Here is a 17,622-nt window from a genome sequence, read left to right as displayed (position 1 = left end):
AAATCGTTCAGGATAAAAAAACACAAATGATGAAAGTTCAAAGTTACTTTAAAGAAAAATACAGCATCTTATCCTATGTTAAGATTTGTGAAAAACGAATTGATAATCAAGATCATATTTTCAAATCTTCTCAAAAGGTTTTTAATCCCTAAATTTGCATTTCCAAAATTTTTATTTCCATGTTTGAAACAGATATTATTGTTATCGGATCAGGTCCTGCAGGACTTTTCACGGTTTTCGAAGCAGGATTGCTGAAGCTCCGATGCCACCTCATCGATGCCTTGCCCCAACCGGGCGGACAATTGACCGAACTTTATCCCAAAAAACCCATCTTCGATATTCCCGGATTTCCAAGTGTAGATGCGGGCGCTTTGGTAAATAACCTTTTGGAGCAGATCAAGCAGTTCCAGCCTCAATTCTCGCTCGCTCAAAAAGCTGTGAGCTACCAAAAAACCGATGACGGACAGTTCATCGTGACCACCAGCAGAGGCGTGCAGGTCAAAGGAAAAGCAATCGCCATTGCAGCAGGGCTCGGAAGCTTCGATCCACGAAAACCCGAGTTGCAAAATATCGAAAGATTCGAAGAAAACGGTGTCGAATATTTTGTCAGAGATCCCGAGATGTTTCGAAATAAGAAAATTGTGATTGCCGGCGGTGGAGATTCTGCGCTGGATTGGTCTATATTCTTGGCCGATGTCGCTTCGGAAGTTACTTTAATTCATAGGAGAAACGAATTCCGCGGCGCTCTGGATTCTGTAGAAAAAGTAATTGAACTCAAACAGCAAGGAAAAATTAACGTCATCACTCCGGCGGAAGTGACGGGCTTGATCGGTGACGAGAGACTCACAAGCATCGAAATTGAAAAAGACGGCGAAAAATCTATTCTGCAAACCGATTATCTGATTCCATTATTCGGATTGACACCTAAATTGGGACCGCTGGCCGAGTGGGGATTGGACATCGAGAAAAATGCCATCAAAGTCAACAACGCGCTCGATTATCAAACCAACATAGAGGGCATCTACGCTGTGGGAGATATCAACACCTATCCCGGAAAACTGAAACTGATTCTGTGTGGTTTCCACGAGGCTACACTAATGGTTCAGGGCATCTACAACAGGATCAATCCGGGGAAAAAATACGTTTTGAAATACACCACCGTCAGCGGCGTCGATGGTTTCGATGGCACCAGAAAAGAAGCCGAAAAAGCCGTTGTGAAATCTATCGAGTAGAACTAAGGGTTAGAAATTTGAGATTAGATTTGTTGTTCTATAATATTTGGAAAAACCTAAATTTCTCTTTTTTTGAACTTATTGAAATTTTGAACTTAATGAAATTTTATTGATTTCTAATTTCCATTGTCAGCAACCTATCTCTTATCTTTGTAAAAATGTCAGACGTTAATATTACCATCATAGACCGCGAGGGGACTTCGCACTCCGTAGTCGCACCCACAGATATGGCCATGAGCCTGATGGAAATCGTGCGTGCCTACGAACTGGCACCCGAGGGAACGATCGGGATTTGCGGCGGAATGGCGATGTGCGCCTCTTGCCAGTGTTATGTTTTGAGTGATGGCGTGCCACTGCCCGAGATGCAGCCGGATGAAAAAGCAATGCTGGATGAAGCGGCCAACGTGAAACCAAACAGCCGATTGGGATGCCAAATTCCCGTTACCGATGCTTTGGAAGGTCTCATTATAGAGCTTGCCCCGGAAGCCTGAAAAGCCATTTCCGGAATTAGATAAGAAATCATATTTTTTGGTCGCAAAATTGCTGTAAGGAAAATGAAATTTTAAAATAAAAAACCAGTTGAAAATATGGCATTTATTGACTATTACAAAACGCTGGGAATAAGCAAAACAGCGTCTGCAGACGAGATCAAAAAAGCTTATCGGAAACTCGCCAGAAAATATCATCCCGATATGAACCCCAATGACAAGGAAGCGGAGAAAAAATTCAAGGAGATCAACGAGGCCAACGAAGTGCTGAGCAACCCCGAAAACCGTGCAAAGTACGACAAATACGGCGAACATTGGCGACATGGCGAACAGTACGAGCAGGCGCAACAACAGCAAAGACAGAGACAGCAGTATTCTACAAGCGGATTTTCAGGAGCAGATTTTGGGGAAGGCGAAGATTTCTCAGACTTTTTCCAGTCTATGTTTGGTAGTGGTTTCGGAAGAAGCTCGAGGGGGAGTGCAAGCGGGAAATTTAAAGGGCAGGACATCTCGGCAGAGCTCAATCTTAACCTAAGAGATGCGGCAAAAACCCATCAGCAGACCTTCGAAATCAATGGGAAAAAAGTCCGCATCACCATTCCTGCAGGAATCTACGACGGCCAGCAAATTAAACTGAAAGGTCACGGAAATCCGGGCGTTAACGGCGGTCCAAACGGCGATCTTTACATCACCTTCAATATTGCAGAAGACAAAGACTTCAAACGCGATGGCGACGACCTGAGGACTACGGTAGACATCGATCTTTATACCGCAGTTTTGGGCGGAGAAGTGAACATCAAAACCCTCGACAGCTCGGTAAAACTCAAAGTGAAGCCCGAAACACAAAACGGAACAACCGTGCGACTGAAAGGCAAGGGATTTCCCGTTTACAAAAAAGAAGGCGCATTTGGCGATTTGTACGTGACCTTCAACGTGAAAATTCCCACTAATCTTACAGAAAAACAAAAACAATTATTCCAACAACTTAAAAATTCGTAATGATGAGCGAGCGTATATCCATAGAAAAAGTCGTACAAATCTATAATATTGACGATCATTTTGTACATGAACTCATCGCTTCAGAACTATTGCATCCGCAAACTGAAAACAGTGTCCAATATATAATGTACGAAGAACTTCCACATCTGGAGCGATTTACCAATTGGCATTATGATCTCGAAATCAACCTTCCCGGCATCGAAATCATTCATAAACTTCTGAGCCAAATCGAAGAACTAAGAAACGAAAACCGCCGACTGTCCCAAATCTCCCAAAAGCTTACAAACTGGGAAGAGGCGGACTTCTAAGCGGCTCAATCGATTCAGAGAGAACACGGAGAGATTAAAAAAAAGTATCCCAAAAACCACTAATTTTGTGAGATGGAAGTATATGATGTTCTTATCGTGGGTGGCGGCCCTATCGGATTGGCTGCTGCACTGGAAGCAAAGAAAAACAACTTAAAATATGTCATTATCGAGAAAGGTACAGTCGCGAACAGTATCTACAACTACCCTTTGTACATGACTTTTTTTTCCACCGCAGACCGTCTGGAAATCGACGAAATCCCTTTTATCACAGCCAAACCCAAACCCGGCCGGCAAGACGCGCTCGAATACTACCAGAGCATTGCGCGCCAAAAAAAACTGAATATCAGATCATACGAGAAAGTCCTAAACATCCAAAAAACAGACTTTTTTGAAATAGAAACCAACAAGCATAATTATTTGTCCCAAAATGTAATTATTGCAACCGGCTTTTATGATATTCCGAACTGGATGGATATCCCCGGAGAAGATTTGTCAAAGGTAAAACATTATTATACAGAGCCTTACCCTTACGCATTTCAAGATGTGGTGGTCGTTGGGTCAAGCAATTCTGCCGTAGATGCCGCTTTGGAAATCTACCGAAAAGGCGGTCGGGTCACCATGATTATTCGGAAAAACGAAATCTCGAATAGCGTTAAATACTGGGTGAAACCCGACATAGAAAACCGCATCGCGGAAGGAAGCATCAAGGCATTCTTTGGTGCAGAACTTTTGGAAGTGACTCCCGATTCTGTAATTTTCCGTACAAAAAATGGTGAAAAGAACGAAATCAAAAACGACTTTGTCCTCGCCATGACAGGCTATTTGCCGGATTTCGAATTCCTAAAAAAAATCGGCATCGATTTGAATAACGAGTGTCTCAATCCCACATACAATCCCGAAACGATGGAAAGCAACGTCCCGGGAATCTACCTCGCAGGTGTCGTTTGCGGCGGGAAAGATACACACCTCTGGTTTATTGAGAACTCCAGAATCCACGCCAAACAAATCATTAAAAACATCGCCGATAAACAGCCGGTAAGCAATATTTGATAATCATTTAAACTTTTTCCAAGCATCCAAAATTCTTCTTGCAAACAAAATTCTTTTTGTTTATATTAAGACTCACAAAAAAACACACAACACCTTCATGAAAGTCAAAAATTTATTGCTCCCGTTCATTGCCTCAGCTTTTTTTCTAATACAGTGTAAGAAGGATGAAAATCTTCCGCCTCAAAAAGAAAACCATCCGACAACCGACATTTTGACCAATGACAAAAAAGCAGAAGAGAAAAAAGAAGAAAGACCCAATGTCCCCGACGTTGTGATTCCGAGAAAGGATTTTGGATTCTACCCTTGGGTTTATAAAAATACCGACTCCGTTTCCGTAAAAAACAAAAAAGAATTTACCGGAAAAGCACTTTACACCATTCTTGCCCTCAATCGGCTGGACAAAGCGCACATCGGTAATGCCGACACTTTGGTAGTGCCCGCCAAAATAGAAGACGATTTTCTGATCTATTCGCCATTTCCCGGTCACGTCAGCAGTCTGGAAAACGTGAAGAAGTTTGTCTTCTTTTCCTATCCTATCCAGGCATTTGGCGTTTACGAATATGGGAATCTCGTGAAATGGGGACCCACGAGTATGGGCCGGAAATCAAAGCAAACCAAGCGGGGCTTGATGTTCGCGAACTGGAAAAAAGAAGTCGCTATCTCCACCGTAAGCGACGAGTGGATATTGAGATGGAACGTGAATGTAGCCAACTTCGACGGTATCGGCTGGCATCAGTACGCCATGCCGGGCTATCCGGCCTCGCATTCCTGCCTCCGGATGCTGGAAGAAGACGCCAAATGGATGTACTCGTGGGTCGATACCTGGATCCTCAACAAAGGCGGACAAACCGAGCGCGCCAAAGGAACACCGCTGATCGTTTATGGTGATTATCTGTGGGGACAAAGAAAACCGTGGAAAAAACTTTTGGATTCCCCGGACGCAAATAATATCCCCGAGGAAGAAATGAACAGAATCATAGAACCGCACCTCGCAAAAATCCTGCAAGAGCAGGAAAACAGAGAGACAGTCGTCCAACAAATCGAAGAGGAGAAAAAGGCCAAAGCAGACTCAGCCGCGGCAACTCAACTACCGGATAGTATGAATTAAATTGTTTAGGAGCTATTTCCCGCTATCCGCTATATCTTTTTTTGCCCCAGCCTTTCCCCTCAGCAAAAAAAAGGATGCCGCTGCTATCGGGGCTATGAGATTGTACATCAAAACAAAAAATTATTCAACTATAGCGGCGGAAAACATTCCAAATAACAATAACTATTCAATTTTTGTAAAAATCTCAAATATTCCCCACCACGGTTTTGATCTGCGTAAATTCCTTGATCGCGTGTAGCGAGAGTTCTACACCATAGCCCGACGATTTGGCACCGCCGAACGGCAAGCGCGCATCAGAAGCCGTAGATTTGTTGATAGAGACCGTCCCCGATTCGAGATTTTCTATGAAGAATTGCGCGCGTTTTTTATCCTTTGTCCAAACGGAATTGCCCAAACCAAAAGGAATATCATTGGCTAATTTCAAAATTTCCTCATCATTTTTTCCAATCATCAAAATCGCCAGCGGTCCGAAAAGTTCTTCCCATAAAATGGGATTTCCTTCTCTCACCAAAATAATCCCCGGGCGAAACTCACTCTCGGAGATGCGCTCCAGCGGGAGCACCACTTCTGCCCCATTTCGTTTCGCTTTTCTGTACTGCTTTTCGAGTTCATCTGCAAGATCCGGCCGCGCCATTTTGCTCAGCTTCGTCTCCATTTTAAAGGGATCCGCGGGCTGATAGGCATTATATTCTTCAATAAATCGGGGGACAAATTCCTTTTCCGCTTTTTGATGAACGATGAAGCGTTTGGCCGCATTACAAACCTGTCCTGTATTTTGAAGCTTGGCCATCGGTGCTTCTTTTGCCGCAGCTTCCAGGTCGGCATCATCCAGAACAATGTAGGCATCGCTTCCACCCAATTCCAGCACCGATTTTTTAATATTTTTCCCGGCAAGAGAAGCTACATCGGCGCCGGCTTTTTCGCTTCCGGTAAGACTCACGCCTCGCACCAAGGGATTTTCGAGAATATCTTTGATCTCGGCGTGACCGATTTTCAGATTCTGAAAAATATATTTGGGGAAGCCTGCATCTTTAAAGGCTTTTTCTATCGCATCGCCACTGCCAAAGCAGATAGAAGCGTGTTTCAGCAAGACGACGTTGCCTGCGAGAATCGCAGGAATGGCAAATCGCAAGGCCTGCCAAAACGGAAAATTCCACGGCATAATGCCGAGAATGACGCCTAATGCCTCGTAATGAACTTCGGAAACCTTGAATTCTGTTTTGATTTTTTCTGGTTTCAGAACATCATTGGCATTTGCGTAATACCGCACCATTCCCGCACATTTTTCTATTTCTGCGATGGATTGCGAAATGGGCTTGTGCATTTCCGTAGTGATGCGTTTTGCGAAATGTTCTTTGTTTTGGTCTAAGACATCGGCTAATTTTGAAAGCAATTTTTGTCGTTCTGTAAAAGAAACCTCACGCCAGCTGCGAAAGGCTTTGTGTGCTGAACTTATGTTTTTTGCAAAATCCATTTTTTAGATTTTATTTTGATTTTTTTCTTGCATTAATTGTACCAACTGACTTCACACCGACTTGAATGTTGAAAAGTAAAAACAGAGGCGTTCCGGATGGCGAGCTTTTAAAGTAGCTTCAAGAAGAAATTTACAAAATATTAATTGAGGAATCCCGGCTAAATTGCAAATCGCGTTATTTTTTTTCTTTTACCACGGAAGAGCAAAACAGAATTGAGGAAAATAAGCAGCAAATCCAGCGTCACCCAAATGCTGAGTTTGATGTTCTCGTATTTAAGATCTTCTATTTTTTCCGACGCTATGGCAGACAGCTTCAAACTGCGGTTGATGTAATTGCGAACCTCGATAATCTGGTCTTCATTGATGTTGGGAACTGCCACCTGAGAAAAATAAACCAAATTGCCTTTCCCTATGTAGCCCACCACCCAAAACTCATTGGATTTCTGCATATTAAGATATTCTATGCGGAAATATTCCGGGCGGATTTGCCCCACGTGCTTGGAACTGAACTTCTCTTCTTCCGGCACTTTATCCTGAATTCGGATGATGTAGAAATCAATGGGTTGAGGCAAATAATTAATAATTTGAATGGCCAAAGAATCTTCCAAAAACTTGGAAACACTCTTCTCTACAAACCAAAATGTAAAATAAGCCGCCGCAGAAATGGTGATCACGGTTCGAATCAGCATGTTCCAAAAAGCCCATCTTCCTCCCCGGAAACCGGAAAGAATCAGTGCGAAAATGAGGAAAATTAAGATTAGAATAATCAACATCAGAGCAAAGATAATGGTTTCTGCCCAATTAAAAAGTCACATTCCATTCTTTGTAGAATTCTGCCAAAAACAGCAACATAAACTGATGCCTGTGCTCCGCAATCTCTTTTGCTGCGCCAGTATTAAGCAGATCTTTCAAAAGCAACAGCTTTTCGTAGAAATGGTTGATCGTAGTTCCGTTGGATTTTTTGTAATCTTCCTTAGATTGATGAAGTTGCGGTTCGATTGCCGGATCATACATCAAGTTGTTTTTGTAACCTCCAAAGTTGAATGTTCTTGCAATCCCAATGGCTCCAATGGCGTCCAGCCTATCAGCATCCTGCACAATTTTTAGCTCCAATGGTAGATCTTTTGGAGCATCGTTTCGGTTTTTGAAGGACATATTTTTTAGGATGAAAATCACTTTTTCCAGTATTTCTTGTTCTACTTTTTGCTCACTCAAAAATTCGGTGGCGATTCTCGTGGCGACGGTTTCGTCGCCGTCGTGGAATTTGGGATCGGCAATATCGTGCAAAAGTGCGGCTAATTCTATCACCAGCAGGTCGCCGCCTTCTCTCTTTTGAAGATACCGACTGAGCTTCCAAACGCGTTCTATGTGAAACCAATCGTGACCAGCTTCTGCACCGTCGAGTTTTTCTTTGACGAATTGTATGGTGTTGTTGATTATGTTCATTTCCATTAATATTTTTCTCCTCCCAACTCATCGAGAATGATGTGCCAGAGTTTTTTGTTGTAGCTTCTGAAAAAATTGATGTGGCCGATTTCGTTTTTATCAGATTCCGAAGTTTTGATGAGGCGGTAAGTGGGCTTCATATTCGGATACGTTTCCTGCATCAGAGATTTCACGCCTTTTTCCGTGAGCCAAGCGTCATCTTCCGCTCTAAGGACCAAGACTTGTTGAGTGAGATTTTTGGAAAAATCCGGAACTTTTTCCAACAATTTGTTCACCGATTTTTTGTTGAGAATCAAGGTTCGCCAGTCAAAAGCGCTTCCCGAGGGTAGGCTTTCTCCAAGTCCAAACCAGTGGGCGGGAAAATATCCCAAAATCAGGGTTGAAATAGGCTGCATGATTCCAAAACCAAGATAAGCTTCAATTTTTGTTTTGAAATTGAGATTGCCGGCATAAGCGTTTTGCGTTCCGATGAAAACAAACGCATCGAAGATCGCGGAGTCTTCGTTCATTCCCAATATCAATGCACCAAGAGAATGGCCAAGACAAAACTTTTGATACTCGGAAAAATTGGTTTTGACAAACTGCGTTGCGGCTTTGTAATCCTGCGTTCCCCAGATTCTCATCGAGGCCTGGAAACCGCTCATTTTCTTCGGTTTGGAAAGCCCGATTCCCCGATAATCGTAGGTAATGACGGTGAATCCGTGTTCTGCAAAAAACTTGGCCAAAGAAAAATAAAGTTGCTGCTTGACGCCGGTTGCCGAATTGATCAAAATCAACTTGCCATTGGATGATTGCGGCTCGAAGAGATGGGCAGAGATGGTATATTGGTCTTCGGTTATCAGCTCAATACTTTGCATTAAAAACGTGTTTAAATTTCGGTAAAATTAGAAAATTTTGTTCCGCTAATTTGGGGATTAATATGCACAGGATATTAATTGATGCTTTAGGTCTTCAAAAAAGTGTTGTTCCTCTCACTTTTTATGAGAAAATCTTATTAATCTGTACCGATTTCTATGAATTCGGAAATCAACTTAACGGGCTGATTATCTTTGGAATAACCGATGTAGCTGGCATAAAATCCTTCGCCGTAGCCCGTCTCGAAAGCCACTAGATTTTCCGGCTTGTCCTCGTAAGGTTTTAGGATTGCAAACTGGTCTATTGCCCCATTATCATCAAAAAAATGCTCGTGAAAAAACGCTTCGTAAATTCCCATAAAATCGGCGCCTTTCTTGTGAAAAAGCTCTTGTTCCAATTGATTCAAAGCTTTCTGAGCATCCCAATCCATCAGACTTCCCATCCCGGATTCTACCAAATACCCGAAGATCTCTCCTTCTTTTAAATCTTTCAAATTTTGACCATCGCACAGAGCCAATTCCCACTTTTCTGCTATTTGATTCTTGTCAAAAACGATTTCTGCGTATGCGATGCAATTGGATTCTCTTTCTTTGTGCATTAGAACAGGGAAATTGCCTTTGGGAAATTGCTGAGAAAACGGCGGCTGATCGGGCGAGATCAAGGGGTCGCTGGCTACGATGAAACCGGAAGAAATATGAATTTCTCCTGCTTCATAGGTTTCCAACAGCGGGTGATCTACAAAATTCTTTGCGAACAGCTTTTTGATGTTTTCGATATGAGTCATGACAAACTTTTCAGTTTTTCTTCCAATAATAGAATTTTATCCTGAGCGTCTTTTTGTTTCTTGCGCTCGATGGCTACGACTTCCGGTTTGGCATTGGCCACAAATTTTTCGTTCGAGAGTTTTTTATCCACCGAAATCAAAAAGCCTTTCAGATATTTAATTTCTTCTTCGGTTTTGATTTTTTCATCGGCAAGGTCAAGATTTTCGCTTAGCGGAATTGAGAACTCGTTGGAACCAACTAAGAATGTGAAGCTGGGTTGATCGGTTTTCTGTCCAAAATGAATGTTGGAAATATGGGCTAATTTCCGAATGACTTCGGCATCTTTGAGTGACGCTGCATTTGTGAAAACTTCTACAGATTCTCTTGGCGAAATTCCTTTGGATTGACGATAATTCCTAACACCAGAGATCACTTCCTTAGCAAAATCGAAATCTTTGATGGTTTGTTCATCATAACTTTCAGATTTTTTTTGTTGCGTGATGATCAGCGCTTCATCAATCTTTCTTTCGGCAATCGACTGCCACAGTTCCTCGGACAGGAAAGGCATAAATGGATGCAACAGCTTCATCAATTCCTCAAAATAAGTAATCGTTTTTTGATAAACCTCTTCGCTGATTGCTTCGCCAAAATTGGGTTTTATCGCTTCCAAATACCAAGCGCAAAAATCGTCCCAGATGAGTTTGTAAACCAAATGCAAAGCATCTGAAATCCTAAATTTCGAGAACTGATCCTCTATTTCGGCAATGGTTTTGTTCAGTTGTTCACCGAACCATTCGATGGTTTCGATATCGTGTTTCTGCGCTTTGATAGATTCATCGCGGTTCCAACCTTGGATTAGTTTGTAGGCATTCCAAATTTTGGTGGCAAAATTGCGTCCTTGCAGCATCAAGTCTTCGTCAAACAAAAGATCATTTCCTGCAGCCGAACTCATCAAACTACCAACCCGAACGCCGTCGGCACCATATTTTTCAATCAAATCGATCGGATCTGGCGAGTTTCCCAGTTGTTTGGACATTTTCCGTCTTTGCTTATCGCGCACGATTCCTGTAAAATAGACATTTTTGAAAGGCACTTCTTTGCGATATTCCAATCCTGCCATAATCATTCGGGCTACCCAGAAAAAGATGATATCCGGTCCGGTAACCAGATCCGAGGTTGGATAATAATAATTGATGTCTTTATTTTCGGGCTCGAGGATGCCTTCGAAAACCGAGATGGGCCACAGCCAAGATGAAAACCAGGTGTCCAGCACGTCTTCATCTTGTTTTAGGTCAGAAGCCTGCAGTTGGGAATTGGAAGTCTTTGCTCGTGCTAATTTTACCGCCTCTTCGATATTTTCAGCTACAACAAATTCATCTTCGCCCGTTCCATAATAGAAAGCCGGAATCTGCTGTCCCCACCAGAGCTGGCGCGAGATATTCCAATCGTGAACGTTCTCCATCCAGTGGCGATAGGTATTTTTGAATTTGTCCGGATGGAATTTAATGGTATCATCCAACACAACATCCAGAGCGGGTTTTGCCAATTCCGACATTTTGAGAAACCATTGGACGGATATTTTTGGTTCGATCACGGCGCCCGTTCTTTCGGAAGTTCCCACTTTGTTGACGTAATCTTCCGCCTTTAGCAGCAGGTCTTTTTCCTGCAGTTCTTTCGCAATTTCTTTCCTTACGGCGAACCTGTCTTTGCCCTGATAATGCATTCCGTGCTCGTTGAGAATGGCATCGTTGTCCATAGAATCGATGATGGGCAGATTGTGCTTTTGCCCGATTTCGTAGTCATTGATGTCGTGGGCCGGCGTGATTTTCAAAGCGCCGGTTCCAAATTCTATATCCACATAATCGTCCTCGATAATAGGCACGACTCTGTTGACAATCGGGACGACGACATTTTTACCTTTCAGATAATGATATCGCTCGTCGTTGGGATTGACGCAGACTGCGACATCGCCGAATATGGTTTCCGGACGCGTGGTTGCCACGGTAATAAATTCCTCTGTCCCTTCGATTTTATATTTCAGAAAGTATAATTTTCCATTTTGCTCTTTGAAGACCACTTCTTCGTCCGAAATATTGGTTTGCGCTTCCGGATCCCAGTTCACCACTTTGTAGCCTCGATAAATCAGGCCTTTATTGTAAAGATCCACAAAAACTTTGATGACCGACTTTGAAAGATTTTCCTCCATCGTGAATCTCGTTCTGTCCCAATCGCAGGAGCAGCCCAATTTTTTCAGTTGATCCAAGATGGTTCCGCCATATTTTTCTTTCCATTCCCAGGCGTGCTTTAGGAATTCTTCTCTTGTAATGTCTTTTTTGCTGATGCCCTCTGCCTTTAGTTTAGCGACTACTTTGGCTTCCGTTGCAATGGAAGCGTGATCCGTCCCGGGAACCCAGCACGCATTGAAACCCTGCATTCTGGCTCTTCTTACCAAAACATCCTGAATCGTGTTGTTGAGCATATGTCCCATGTGCAGAATTCCGGTTACATTTGGCGGCGGAATCACAATGGTGTACGGCGGTCTGTCGTCTGGCTCCGAATGGAAAAATTTGTTGTCCAACCAGAATTGATACCATTTCTGTTCCGTTGCTTGTGGGCTATATTTGTCTGCGATCTGCATTTTTGTATGTTATTTTCGACATTTAATTTGCAAAAATAAGATAATGCGAAAAAATTAACATCACGTATTCAATTTATTTATAACTTTGTTCTTTAAAATTAAATTAAAACAAAAAAATATGAAAAAGATTCTTGCAGGCTTATTGATGACAGGCGCTATCGCTTTTGCATCGGCTCAAACGATCACATTTGACAAAACCACCTACGACTACGGAACTGTAAAAGCCGGCTCAGACGGTCACCGATTTTTCACGGTAAAAAACACGGGTGACAAACCACTGATCATCAGCGAAGTAAAACCTTCCTGCGGATGTACGACACCGGAATGGAGCAAAGATCCTATCTTACCGGGAAAAACGGCTCAAATCAAAGTGGGTTACAACACGGGAATCAAGGGCGCTTTCAACAAATTGATTGAAGTATATTCCAATGATCCGGCCAACAACAGATCTGTGCTTTACATCAAAGGGACTGTGGTGGATGAAACGCCTGCCGCACAGCAAGCAACAACGGCGGTTGTGGCCACAGCAAAAGCTCAGCCAGCACCAACCAGTAAAAATGCTGCTGCTAAGAGGGCTGCTAAGACGGCAGAAGCCGCGACTAAATAAGCCAAACCATTTGAATTATCAACAAACCGTTCCTTTATTGGAGCGGTTTTTTTATTTTTAAACAAAATTGAAAAGTATGGATAACAATTTCTCAGACGATTTCTTAATTAAGACAAATACAACATTCGACCTCAAAAGTTACGATACCAAATATAGCGGGAGCCTCAGCAAAGACGAAGGGACACAACTGCTGGTCATCGAAAAAGATAAATTGCGCCTGTTGCAAGAGAAATTATATGCGGAAGGAAGCCAATCTTTGCTAATCCTCATCCAAGCGATGGATGCTGCGGGGAAAGACAGCTTGGTGGAGCACGTTTTCGGCGGCGTGAATCCGCAAGGTTGCGAAGTCACCAGTTTCAAAACGCCGAGTTCAAAAGAATATTCCCACGATTTTCTCTGGAGACATTCTTTGGCCTTGCCGGCGAAAGGAAAGATTGGAATTTACAACCGTTCTCATTACGAAAGCGTGTTGGTCTGCAAAGTACATCCGGAGTATAACCTAAGCGAAAAAACCTGGAAAGATGTAAAGCAATTTGACGAAAAATTTTGGGAAAACCGATACGAAAGCATCCGAAACTTTGAAAAACATCTTACAAACAACGGCACAACCATCATTAAAATATTCCTGAATGTCTCCAAAGAAGAGCAGAAAAGGCGCTTTCTCGCTCGCATAGAGGAGGACACCAAAAACTGGAAGTTCTCTCCGGAGGATGTAGCTGAACGAGGATTTTGGGAAGATTACATGAACGCTTACGAGCAGGCTATCAATGAGACCTCTACCGAATATGCGCCTTGGTTTGTAATTCCGGCCGACCAGAAATGGTTTTGCAGAGTTGCAGCCATTCAAATTATAATAGACAAATTGCAAGAAATGAATCCGCAGTTTCCGAAACTTTCCGACAAGGAAAAAAGTGCCTTGGAAGAATCCAAAGTTAAATTGGAAAGCGAAAAATAATTTTTAAAACTGCATCATAAACTTTAAACTAAAACAATGACCGGACTTTATCTATTTCTCGGAATTTTAATTGGCGGATTTTTGGTTTTCATAATAATGAAGGCCACTACTGTCAGCAAGAAAAACTTTGATATTGCCAACGAAAACTGGATCCGACTGCAAGAAAACGAACGCAATTATCAGGAAAAAATCGAAGATTTGAAAACATTGAATCAAGAATTTAGCAATGATATTTCAGAACTCCAAAAAAACAAAGAAGAACTGCTCTCTACCAATGCGGAACTAAATGCCAATTACAACAATCTGCTGGAAAATCTCGACAGACAAAAACAGGATTTCTTGAAACTTCAGGAAACTATGCGTCTGCAATTTGAGAACACAGCGAATCAAATTTTGGATGAGAAATCGCAAAAATTCACGCAACTCAATCAAAATCAGCTCAAACTGATCTTGGAACCTTTTCAGGAAAAAATCAATGAACTGAAAAATACCGTCAACGAAACTTACGACAAAGAATCCAAAGAACGGTTCTCACTGGGCGAAAAAGTACGTGAGCTGAAAGACCTCAACCAGCAAATTTCCGAAGATGCCAAGAAACTGACTCGAGCTTTGAAAGGCGAAAGCAAAACGCAGGGAAACTGGGGCGAAATGATTTTGGAAAGCATTCTGGAAAAATCTGGTCTGCGGAAAAATCAGGAATATTTTATGGAGCACGAGTTGCGAGATGAGAACAACAAAGCCATCTTCTCTGAATTTTCCGGAAAAAAAATGCGGCCGGATGCGGTTGTGAAATATCCCGATAACCGCAACGTCATCATCGACAGTAAAGTTTCTCTCACGGCTTTTGTAGAAATGACCGATGAGTCGGATCCCGAGGTGTTCGCCGGCAAACAGCGTCAACATCTACAGTCTGTGAAAAACCATATCATGCAGCTGAGCCAGAAAGCGTATGACGATTTTGATAAATCTCTGGATTTCGTGATGATGTTCGTCCCAAGTGAAGCGGCGTATATGGCGGCTTTGCAAACGGATCCTAACCTGTGGAATTTTGCTTACGACAAAAGAATTTTGTTGCTCAGTCCCACCAATCTGATCACTTCCTTGAAGTTGATTCAGGACTTGTGGAAACGCGAACATCAAAACCGGAATGCGATGGAAATTGCGGACAGAGGTGCAAAATTGTATGACAAGTTTGTTGGATTTGTAGAAAATCTGGAACGCATTGGGAAGAATATCGATCAGGCAAAAAACTCGTATACGGATGCTTACAAGCAGCTAAGTTCCGGCAACGACAATCTGATCGCTCAAACCCGGAAACTGAAAAATTTGGGCATCAAAGCCAAAAAAAATCTTCCCTCAGGCTTAGAAAATGAAGATTTATCCTAAAAATAAAGATATATACTAAACAATTGAAGGATAATGAGATATACAAAAAAAAATCTAAAAATAACCACAATTCCGGAAAAAATGTGATAATTTTGAGCTTCATTTTAATTGAATAAAAATGAATTGCATTTTTTTTTGAATGATTTTTTTATACTCCGCTGGATTCAAGTTACAAATGCAACTTTTGATTAAACAATAATTCTTCCATTACGAAGATAGGTTTTTTGTATTTAAATCGTTTTCTAGGTCGGTTATTTATTTTGTTTTCGATGGCTTTGATTTGTTCATTTGTGATGGTGTTAAAGTCATCTTTCTTTTTAAAATATTGCCTTACTAAACCGTTTAAATTCTCATTAGAACCTCTTTCCCAGGAATGGTAAGGTTTAGCAAAATAATGATCTATTTGCAGCTCTTCTGCTACGTATTGATGGTTGGCAAACTCCTTTCCGTTATCTGCCGTAATTGTTGTAATGTAGGGTTTCCAGTCTTCTAACTCACCAACTATAGCGTTGCTTACTTCCCCAGCTTCTTTAGATTTTATCTTTCTCATTTTTAGCATTCCGGAGGCTCTGTCGTTTATCGTTAATATGGCACTTTTATGATTTTTGCCAATGATTAAATCTACCTCTAAATCACCAAATCTACTTCGTGCTTCTACTATTTTGGGGCGTTTATCAATATCAATCCTTCCTACGATTAATCCTCTTTTATCCTTTGCTGCGCCTCTTTTTCTATACCGTCTGCCTTGGTTTCTTAGGTGCGTGTGTAGTGTGCCGCCTTGCTTTTTATCTTGCCATATATATTGATAAATACGCTCGTGGCTCACGCATTGTTCTCCTTGTTCTCTAAGGCTTCCACAAACTTGCTCTGGGCTGTAATCTTCCTTTAACAAAGCCTCTACGTTTCATTTCATCATCAAAAACAATGCGTTTGGGTTTTGTTTTGTTTCTATGGTTGTATTTCCTTTGAGCTAAATCTGAGACGTACTTGCCACTACGTTTATCGCAATTTCGCTTTAGTTCTCTACTTAGCACAGATTTGTGTTTTCCTATACATTGGGCTATCTCACTTTGCCTGTAGCCTTGTTGTAACATTCTTTCAATTGTGTATCTTTGTTCTACGGTTAAATGACTCATATTTTGCAACTTTTGGTCGAGAACACAAAATAAAGACATTTATCCTTTTCGGATGGAAGGGCTTTTGCCCTTTCATTTGAAAAAATATGTTTTATTTAAGTATCCTCATAAGTTGCATTTATTACTTGAATCTAAATCCAAATATATTTTTAACTTTTAAAAAATTAACAGAATTATGAAAACAATGACATTTTTAAAAAAGCAAGCTTTGTGGTTTGCAATGCTTTTCATAAGCAGTTTTTCTTTTGCACAAGTAACCGTCAGCACCTTTGCTGGCAGCACGCCAGGATATTTAGATGGTACTGGTACGGCAGCGCAGTTTAATTTTCCCTTTGGAGTAGCGACCGATGCCGCTGGGAATTTGTATATTTCAGATACTCTTAATAATAAAGTACGAAAAATAACGCCGGCGGGCATAGTTACTACTTTGGCAGGAAGCACGGGAGGCTATGCCGACGGAATAGGCACAGCAGCAAAGTTTTATTATCCTTATGGAATAGCGGTTGATGCCGCTGGGAATGTGTATGTCGCAGATTATGGAAATAATAGAATCCGAAAAATAACGCCAGCGGGCGTGGTGACCACATTGGCGGGAAGTACAGCAGGTGATGCAGACGGAATGGGGACAGCAGCACAGTTTAGTTATCCCACCGGCGTTGCTGTTGATGCTCCTGGGAATGTGTATGTTGCAGATTCTTTTAATAATAAAATACGAAAAATAAACCCCGCAGGTATGGTGACTACTTTGGCTGGAAGCACACAAGGGTTTGCTGACGGAACGGGTACGGCAGCACAATTCAACTATCCTACTGGAGTAGCGGTTGACCCATCAGGGATTATGTATNTTGATGCTCCTGGGAATGTGTATGTTGCAGATTCTTTTAATAATAAAATACGAAAAATAACCCCCGCAGGTATGGTGACTACTTTGGCTGGAAGCACACAAGGGTTTGCTGACGGAACGGGTACGGCAGCACAATTTTATTATCCAGCAGGTGTTGTGCTAGATGCCTCTGGGATTATGTATGTCGCCGATTATTCTAATCATAAAATCCGAAAAATCACCCCCGCAGGTGTGGTGACCACTTTGGCAGGAAGCACACAAGGGTTTGCTGACGGAACGGGTACGGCAGCACAATTTAACTATCCTACTGGAGTAGCGGTTGACCCATCAGG

16 protein-coding genes and 1 pseudogene are annotated in these 17,622 nt (G+C 42.0%); 10 read left to right on the top strand and 7 right to left on the bottom strand.

Annotated elements, in window-relative coordinates; genetic code table 11:
- Nucleotides 1–179: 179 nt before the first annotated feature.
- The 6 genes from DTW91_RS06330 to DTW91_RS06305 all read left to right on the top strand — a co-directional run bounded on the left by DTW91_RS06330 (nucleotide 180) and on the right by DTW91_RS06305 (nucleotide 5,185).
- Nucleotides 180–1,232, top strand: a complete 1,053-nt coding sequence (locus DTW91_RS06330) for an NAD(P)/FAD-dependent oxidoreductase (RefSeq protein ID WP_125202544.1) — start codon at nucleotides 180–182, stop codon at nucleotides 1,230–1,232.
- 158 nt (nucleotides 1,233–1,390) lie between these two features.
- Complete coding sequence (locus DTW91_RS06325) at nucleotides 1,391–1,723, top strand: 2Fe-2S iron-sulfur cluster-binding protein (RefSeq protein ID WP_125202543.1); 333 nt, start codon at nucleotides 1,391–1,393, stop codon at nucleotides 1,721–1,723.
- Between the two features lie 96 nt (nucleotides 1,724–1,819).
- Nucleotides 1,820–2,719: a DnaJ C-terminal domain-containing protein gene (locus DTW91_RS06320; protein WP_125202542.1), complete on the top strand. Its 900-nt coding sequence runs from the start codon at nucleotides 1,820–1,822 to the stop codon at nucleotides 2,717–2,719.
- A gap of 2 nt (nucleotides 2,720–2,721) precedes the next feature.
- Complete coding sequence (locus tag DTW91_RS06315) at nucleotides 2,722–3,027, top strand: chaperone modulator CbpM (protein WP_125202541.1); 306 nt, start codon at nucleotides 2,722–2,724, stop codon at nucleotides 3,025–3,027.
- A 72-nt stretch (nucleotides 3,028–3,099) separates the two neighbouring features.
- Nucleotides 3,100–4,077, top strand: a complete 978-nt coding sequence (locus DTW91_RS06310; RefSeq protein ID WP_125202540.1) for a YpdA family putative bacillithiol disulfide reductase — start codon at nucleotides 3,100–3,102, stop codon at nucleotides 4,075–4,077.
- Between the two features lie 97 nt (nucleotides 4,078–4,174).
- Nucleotides 4,175–5,185, top strand: a complete 1,011-nt coding sequence (locus DTW91_RS06305; RefSeq protein ID WP_125202539.1) for a L,D-transpeptidase — start codon at nucleotides 4,175–4,177, stop codon at nucleotides 5,183–5,185.
- Between the two features lie 184 nt (nucleotides 5,186–5,369).
- Here the strand turns inward: DTW91_RS06305 and DTW91_RS06300 are convergent, their stop codons facing one another.
- From DTW91_RS06300 to DTW91_RS06275, 6 genes are all read right to left on the bottom strand, one after another.
- On the bottom strand, nucleotides 5,370–6,659 hold the full coding sequence (locus DTW91_RS06300) for an aldehyde dehydrogenase family protein (protein WP_125202538.1): 1,290 nt from the start codon (nucleotides 6,657–6,659) through the stop codon (nucleotides 5,370–5,372).
- A gap of 158 nt (nucleotides 6,660–6,817) precedes the next feature.
- Nucleotides 6,818–7,432, bottom strand: coding sequence for a hypothetical protein (locus DTW91_RS06295; RefSeq protein ID WP_125202537.1), 615 nt, complete (start codon nucleotides 7,430–7,432; stop codon nucleotides 6,818–6,820).
- A 28-nt stretch (nucleotides 7,433–7,460) separates the two neighbouring features.
- The gene (locus tag DTW91_RS06290) at nucleotides 7,461–8,111 is read right to left on the bottom strand and encodes an HD domain-containing protein (protein ID WP_125202536.1); all 651 of its coding nucleotides are present in this window, start codon (nucleotides 8,109–8,111) and stop codon (nucleotides 7,461–7,463) included.
- A complete protein-coding gene (locus tag DTW91_RS06285; RefSeq protein WP_125202535.1) occupies nucleotides 8,111–8,962 on the bottom strand; it encodes a serine aminopeptidase domain-containing protein in 852 nt (283 codons plus the stop codon). Before DTW91_RS06285 ends, DTW91_RS06290 begins: the two co-directional genes overlap by 1 nt.
- A 137-nt stretch (nucleotides 8,963–9,099) precedes the next feature.
- Complete coding sequence (locus DTW91_RS06280) at nucleotides 9,100–9,744, bottom strand: DUF4241 domain-containing protein (RefSeq protein ID WP_125202534.1); 645 nt, start codon at nucleotides 9,742–9,744, stop codon at nucleotides 9,100–9,102.
- The gene (locus tag DTW91_RS06275; protein WP_125202533.1) at nucleotides 9,741–12,362 is read right to left on the bottom strand and encodes a valine--tRNA ligase; all 2,622 of its coding nucleotides are present in this window, start codon (nucleotides 12,360–12,362) and stop codon (nucleotides 9,741–9,743) included. Before DTW91_RS06275 ends, DTW91_RS06280 begins: the two co-directional genes overlap by 4 nt.
- Nucleotides 12,363–12,480: 118 nt before the next feature.
- On the opposite strand from DTW91_RS06275, the gene DTW91_RS06270 reads away from it, so the two are divergent.
- From DTW91_RS06270 to DTW91_RS06260, 3 genes are all read left to right on the top strand, one after another.
- Nucleotides 12,481–12,969 carry a DUF1573 domain-containing protein gene (locus DTW91_RS06270; protein ID WP_125202532.1) on the top strand — a complete coding sequence of 163 codons (489 nt, stop codon included), beginning with the start codon at nucleotides 12,481–12,483 and terminating at the stop codon, nucleotides 12,967–12,969.
- A gap of 76 nt (nucleotides 12,970–13,045) precedes the next feature.
- The gene (locus DTW91_RS06265; RefSeq protein WP_125202531.1) at nucleotides 13,046–13,924 is read left to right on the top strand and encodes a polyphosphate kinase 2 family protein; all 879 of its coding nucleotides are present in this window, start codon (nucleotides 13,046–13,048) and stop codon (nucleotides 13,922–13,924) included.
- Between the two features lie 36 nt (nucleotides 13,925–13,960).
- A complete protein-coding gene (locus DTW91_RS06260) occupies nucleotides 13,961–15,310 on the top strand; it encodes a DNA recombination protein RmuC (protein WP_125202530.1) in 1,350 nt (449 codons plus the stop codon).
- A gap of 169 nt (nucleotides 15,311–15,479) precedes the next feature.
- On the opposite strand, the pseudogene DTW91_RS06255 reads toward DTW91_RS06260, so the two are convergent.
- A pseudogene (locus DTW91_RS06255) lies at nucleotides 15,480–16,446 on the bottom strand (IS30 family transposase).
- Nucleotides 16,447–16,807: 361 nt separating this feature from the next.
- Between DTW91_RS06255 and DTW91_RS06250 the strand changes: the two are divergent.
- Nucleotides 16,808–17,622 (top strand): NHL repeat-containing protein (locus tag DTW91_RS06250; protein WP_185144751.1); only part of this gene is annotated, 815 nt, incomplete at its 3' end.

The sequence above is a fragment of the Chryseobacterium sp. SC28 genome (assembly GCF_003932955.1).
Lineage (GTDB): Bacteria > Bacteroidota > Bacteroidia > Flavobacteriales > Weeksellaceae > Epilithonimonas.
The sequence above is the reverse complement of the archived record's forward strand: the minus strand, read 5'-3'. Positions and strand labels throughout refer to the sequence as shown.